6 protein-coding genes are annotated in these 6,647 nt (G+C 42.6%); all 6 read left to right on the top strand.

What is annotated here, in order from left to right; translation table 11 throughout:
- A partial coding sequence (locus KKA81_04820) for a macrolide ABC transporter ATP-binding protein (GenBank protein MBU2650237.1) occupies window positions 1–225 on the top strand: 225 nt, incomplete at its 5' end.
- A gap of 10 nt (window positions 226–235) precedes the next feature.
- The gene (locus KKA81_04815) at window positions 236–1,465 is read left to right on the top strand and encodes an ABC transporter permease (protein ID MBU2650236.1); all 1,230 of its coding nucleotides are present in this window, start codon (window positions 236–238) and stop codon (window positions 1,463–1,465) included.
- A gap of 24 nt (window positions 1,466–1,489) precedes the next feature.
- Window positions 1,490–2,755, top strand: coding sequence for an ABC transporter permease (locus KKA81_04810; GenBank protein MBU2650235.1), 1,266 nt, complete (start codon window positions 1,490–1,492; stop codon window positions 2,753–2,755).
- A gap of 25 nt (window positions 2,756–2,780) precedes the next feature.
- Entirely contained in the window at window positions 2,781–3,869 is a 1,089-nt protein-coding gene (locus KKA81_04805) for an efflux RND transporter periplasmic adaptor subunit (protein ID MBU2650234.1), read from the top strand.
- Window positions 3,870–4,011: 142 nt separating this feature from the next.
- Window positions 4,012–5,679, top strand: a complete 1,668-nt coding sequence (locus KKA81_04800; protein ID MBU2650233.1) for a Zn-dependent hydrolase — start codon at window positions 4,012–4,014, stop codon at window positions 5,677–5,679.
- Between the two features lie 22 nt (window positions 5,680–5,701).
- Window positions 5,702–6,647 (top strand): S46 family peptidase (locus KKA81_04795; protein MBU2650232.1); only part of this gene is annotated, 946 nt, incomplete at its 3' end.

Genomic DNA, 6,647 nt, shown 5'->3' with positions numbered 1-6,647 from the left:
CTGGCCGACGAGCCAACCGGGGCACTCGATTCAGCAACTTCTTTGGAAATGATGGGATTATTCCAGGAAATCAATCAATCCGGTATCACGGTAATAATTGTAACCCACGAACAGGATATCTCCCGGATGACTGACCGTATCATCCGGCTAAAGGACGGTTTAATAGATACGAATATTAAAAACGGCCACGCGCATAAAGTATATGAAGATCTGGTAAGAGCGTAAAATAAGCAACATGTTCGACACTGACAAATGGCAGGAAATTCTCAGTACAATTAATAAAAATAAGCTGAGGACATTTTTAACCGGGTTCTCGGTTGCCTGGGGGATATTTATGCTCATCATCCTGCTTGGATCTGGTTATGGACTGGAAAACGGTGTAAGGAAAGAATTTGAGGGTGACGCGGTCAATTATTTATGGGTCAATCCGGGAATTACAAGTGTTCCTTATAAAGGAATGAAGCCCGGCAGGTTTATTTCATTTACAAATGAAGATCATGAATCTTTTTCGAATGTAGATGGCATAGACAAGAGTTCAGCCCGTATTTCCGTCAGGCATAATAATCTGGTTCAGTACAAATCGGAATACGGCAATTATGATATTGTTGGGATTCATCCAGCTTATGGAGATCTGGAAAAGCTTAAACTTATTTCCGGAAGGTTTATTAATCCGCTGGATATCCAGGGATACAGTAAAAATGCTGTAATCGGTCAAATCGTAAACGATGCCCTTTTCAAGGGTGAGGACCCGCTTGGAAAGTATGTAAATGTTGGAGGTGTTCCGTTCAAGGTAGTCGGAACATTTGACGATCCAGGAGGGGAGAGGGACATGCGAAGGGTTTATATACCGGTAACAACAGCTCAGCGTCTGTTCAATATGGGCAACCGCATTCAAAACTTCACGTTGATCATGGAAGATGCCACGGTTGAAGAAAGCAAGCAAATGGAGCAGTTTGTTAGACAATCGCTGGCAAGCAAATACAGGTTTGATCCAGAGGATGTCCGTGCCATGAATATATGGAACACGATTGAGAACTACCAGCAATTCATGAATCTTTTTGCAGGAATACGACTATTTATATGGATTATCGGGGCAGGGACAATCATTGCAGGCATAGTGGGAGTTAGTAATATTATGATGATTGTGGTTAAAGAACGAACAAAAGAGATTGGTATACGTAAGTCGATGGGAGCAACTCCATGGTCGATCATCAGTCTGATACTTCAGGAATCGGTTCTCATAACAGCTTTTGCGGGTTATACCGGACTGGTTTTGGGAGTTGCTGTTCTTGAAGCTGTGTCGGGCATGCTCCCTCCTGCTGATTATTTTGCCAATCCTGAAGTTAACCTTAAAGTAGCTCTTATAGCCACATTAATTCTGATCCTTGCAGGAGCCCTGGCCGGTTTTGTTCCGGCACGTAAAGCAGCCAGCATTAAACCTATAGAAGCATTGAGAGATGAGTAAAATACTTTCACAACCATGATCAGAATATTTGATTCCGACAAATGGCACGAGATATTCAGTGCTTTAAAAAAGAATAAGCTCAGGACTTTTTTCACGGCGTTTGGGGTATTCTGGGGTATTTTCATGCTGGTGATCATGCTGGGCTCGGGAAACGGCTTGCAAAACGGTGTAAACCAGGGATGGGGGGATATGGCTACCAACAGTATGTTCATGTGGACACAACAGACTACTGTTCCATACAAGGGTTTTCCCAGGGGCCGCTTTTTCAATTTCAAGAACAGCGATACACAGGCTTTACGTGATAATATTCCGGAGATACAGTATATAGCTCCCAAGATCCGTGGATGGAGCAGAGAAGGCAATAATAACGTTGTTCGCGGCGAAAGAACGGGCGCTTTCACGATAGAGGGCGATTACCCGGATTTCAATTTAATTGATCCGGTTGATATAATATCCGGTCGGTTTATTAACGATGTTGATATCCAGGAATTGAGAAAAGTTGCGGTGATAGGGTCCAGGGTAAGGGATGAAATGTTCACACAGGAAGAAGATCCTATTGGTGAATATCTGCGTATTCAGGGTGTGTATTTTCAGGTGGTTGGCGTATTCAAAAGCAAAAAATCCGATCAGAGAGCCGAATGGGATAACCAGATCATTCATCTGCCTTTCACAACCTTACAAAAGACATACAATTACGGCGACATCGTAGGATGGTATTCTATTACTTCGGAAGATAATGCTCCGATTTCCCTTTTAGAAGTTAAAGCTAAAGATTTGCTTAAATCAAGGCATAACATTGCTCCTGAGGATGACAGGGCAATCGGGTCATTTAATGTGGAGGAGGAATTCCTGAAAATGAAACGTTTGTTTCGCGGTATTAATGGTTTGATATGGATAGTGGGTATCGGTACCTTACTCGCCGGAGTTATCGGAGTAAGCAATATTATGTTGATAATTGTAAAGGAACGTACAAAAGAAATTGGCATACAGCGGGCTATTGGAGCAACACCGGCCAGTATCATTTCGCAGGTCATTATTGAATCCGTAATTCTCACTGCCATTGCAGGATATACGGGATTGGTGCTGGGGGTAGGGCTTGTCGAGTTGGTTAATGTCATCCTGCAACAATCGGGTGATGGTGGAGGAGCTATGTTTGTTAATCCCGAGGTAGATTTTAATATGGCAATGCGTGCCCTGATCATCCTGATCATTTCCGGGATTTTCGCAGGATTGGTCCCGGCCCGGCGTGCGGTGAGCATTAAACCGATAGACGCATTAAGAGATGAATAAAGAAAAACAATAAAATTTTATACGGATGAAAACCTTTTTGAAAATTTTTGCTTTGGTTGTGATCCTTGGGATCTTTGGTTATACGATATTCTATCTTTATGGAAAGTCGAAGGATAAACCAGTCATATACGAGACATCCCAGGCGGAAGTGCGCAATATCATAAAAAAGACAGTAGCAACTGGATCGGTGGTACCAAGAAAAGAGATTGAGATCAAGCCCAAGGTTTCGGGTATTATCGATGAAATCTTCATTGAGCCGGGTAAGCAGATTCACAAAGGAGACATTATTGCAAGGATCACCATAATTCCCAACATGGTAAACCTCAACAATGCCCAAAGCCGTGTAAATCAAGCCAAAATTAATGTCAATGATGCTGAAAGAAATTATAAGCGTCAGAAGGAACTTTTTGAACAGGGCGTAGTACCCAAAGCAGATTATGAGGCAGTGGAGGTTTTATACAACAGTGCCAGGGAAGAACTCAAAGCCGCAGAGAATAACCTGCAACTTATTGAGGAAGGACAAACCAAGGATTCCGGCAATACAACAAACACATTAGTGAGATCAACTATTGATGGTATGATACTGGACGTTCCGGTAGAAGAAGGCAATTCGGTAATTGAAAGCAACACTTTTAATGATGGAACCACTATTGCAACGGTAGCAGATATGGGAGAAATGATATTTGAAGGCAAGATTGATGAAACTGAGGTAGGTAAGATCCGCGAAGGCATGCCATTGATTTTATCCATAGGAGCTCTTGAAGATGTTACATTTGATGCCATACTTGAGCATATCTCACCTAAGGGTGTTGAGGAAAACGGAGCTATACAGTTTGAGATCAAAGCTGATGTTAAGTTAAGGGAAGATTATTTCATCCGCGCAGGTTACAGCGCTAATGCGGATATAGTGCTTGATCGTGCTGACAGCGTTCTATCCATTCCAGAAAGCCTTCTCCAGTTTGAAAAAGATACGGCCTTTGTAGAGATAGAAACACAGCCGCAGGTATTTGAGAAGAAAACTGTTGAACTTGGCCTTTCCGACGGAATATTTGTTGAAATCAAAAATGGTATCAATAAAGAGGATCGCATCAAGATGCATCAAAGGGCCTTGTAGCCATTCAAAATGATATTCTTTATAGTATTCCCTTCCCACGGAAAAACTTCATTTTCCGTGATTTTTAAATAATATTCTTATTTTCGCATCAAGAATCTTTAAATTCAATGCAATGGCAAGGAAAAGCAATATTTTTTTCCTGATGGTATCAGGATTATTGATCATTAGCGGATGCGGACCGCAGACAAAAACCCCGGAAGAAGCTGAAAAAGCTTATCAGGGCATAATACCCGCAGATATACCCTTAAATCCCATTTCACAGGAGGAGGTTGACAGCAGACTGGCGATCTATGCACCTTTCCAGCTATCAGCCGATGTGAGCCATCTTAGTGACAACCAGAAGCAATTGCTAGTGAAGCTTTTTGATGTGGCTAAGATCATGGATGATCTTTTCTGGAGACAGGCAATAGGTTGTAAAAATAGTTTCCTGGAAAGGATCGGTGATGAGAACGTAAAACGTTTTGCAATGATAAACTATGGTCCCTGGGACAGGCTGAACAACAACCAGCCATTTATCAGCGGAATTGGAGAAAAACCAGAGGGTGCAAATTTCTATCCGGTTGATATGACCAGGGAAGAGTTTGAGGCTTATGGAGATCCAAACAAAGCAAGTTTATATACCCTGATCCGTCGTGATGAAAACGGTTCATTGCAGACGGTATGGTATCATGAAGCTTATGCCTCTCAGTTGCAGGAAGCATCCAGGCTCATGAAAGAAGCTGCCCAGCTTGCAGACGATCCTTTCCTGAAAAAATACCTGGAAATGCGTGCCGATGCCCTTACCACGGATGAATTCCAGGCCAGTGATTTTGCCTGGATGGAGATGAAGACCTCAGATATCGATTTTGTTGTCGGCCCCATCGAAAACTACGAAGATCAGCTTTTTGGTTATAAAACAGCTTATGAATCCTTCATCCTGCTTAAGGACATAGCCTGGAGCAAGAAGCTGGAGAAATTCAGCGCCATGTTACCTGCATTGCAGGCCGGCCTTCCTGTAAAAGATGAATACAAAAAGGATGTTCCGGGTTCCGATGCAGATATGAACGTATATGATGTTATCTATTATGCCGGTGATTGCAATGCAGGAAGCAAGACCATTGCCATCAACCTTCCCAACGATGAAGAAGTGCATGTTAAAGTCGGATCCCGTAAATTGCAGTTAAAAAATGCCATGCAGGCCAAATTCGACAAAATCCTGCTTCCTATTTCGGATGTATTGATAGATCCGGCACAACGTCAGTATGTTAAGTTTAACGCATTCTTTGAGAACACGATGTTTCATGAAGTAGGTCATGCCATGGGAATAAAAAATACCATCAGTGGCAAAGGAACGGCAAGGGAGTCGCTTAAGGAGCAATATTCAGCTATTGAAGAGGGTAAAGCAGATATCATGGGACTTTACCTGGTAACCAAACTTTATGAGATGGGTGAATTAACTGAAGGACAGGTAATGGACAATTATGTAACCTTCTTTGCAGGTATCTTCCGTTCGAGCCGATTCGGTGCCGCCAGTGCGCATGGAAAAGCCAATATGATGAGGTTTAATTATTTCCAGGAAATGGGAGCATTCACACGAAACGATGACGGAACTTATACAGTTAATTTTGAAAAGATGCAGGAAGCAATGGTCAACCTGATGCAGAAAATATTATACATTCAGGGAGATGGTGATTATGAAACAGCAAAGGCCTGGGTGGAAAAAAGTGCCATCGTATCACCACAGCTTCAGGAAGACCTTGACCGCCTGAACGCCTCGGATATCCCTGTGGATATCGTTTTCGAACAGGGAGTTGAAGTTGCCGGATTATAAACTTAAAATCAATTATACGAAGATGAAAAAGTTATTCTTAGTTTTTATTGCGGTTTTCACTATATGGACGGGAGTCCTTGCTGTTACACCACCGGATGAAGGGATGTGGTTGCCGATCTTTGTTGAAAGGCTAAATTATGTTGACATGCAGGAGATGGGTTTACAACTCACTGCAGAGGAAATATATAGCATCAACAATTCCAGTATCAAAGATGCCATCGTTGGTTTATCGAGGGGAAACACTCCTTCAGGATTTTTCTGTACTGCTGAGGTTGTTTCTGATCAGGGATTGCTTTTCACCAACCATCATTGCGGTTATAGCTATATCCAGGAGCACAGCACCATTGAGAATGATTATCTCACTGATGGATTCTGGGCAATGAGCCAGGAAGAAGAGCTGGAAAATCCGGGACTGTCTGCCACATTTTTCCGTAGCATGGCTGATATCACTGACAGCATAATTCCATTTCTCAGCGATACCATGACGGAAGGGCAGCGTTCGAAAAAAGTATCTGAAATAACGAGTAAGTTGAAGACAAGAGCAAGCGAAGACGGTAAATATCATGTTGTCACCAAAGGATTTTTCGGTGGCAACGAGTATTACCTGTTCGTATACGAAGTATACACAGATGTAAGGCTGGTAGGATGCCCTCCATCTTCTGTAGGTAAATTTGGCGGGGACACTGATAACTGGATGTGGCCGAGACATACGGGTGACTTTTGCATTTTCAGGGTATATACAGCTCCTGACGGATCCCCTGCAGCGTATAATAAAGAAAAAAACGTCCCGATGAAACCCAAGCATCATCTTCCGGTTTCCATCGCAGGGTATGACAAAGGCGATTTTGCCATGATTTGGGGTTATCCGGGAAGCACAGAGCGTTATCTGACTTCTTACGGAGTAGAACACAACATGGATTATCTGTATCCGGCGCTCATCAACATCTTTGGAAAGAAACTTGAAATTT

This window comes from Bacteroidota bacterium, from assembly GCA_018831055.1.
Taxonomy (GTDB): Bacteria; Bacteroidota; Bacteroidia; order Bacteroidales; family B18-G4; genus M55B132.
The sequence above is the reverse complement of the archived record's forward strand: the minus strand, read 5'-3'. Positions and strand labels throughout refer to the sequence as shown.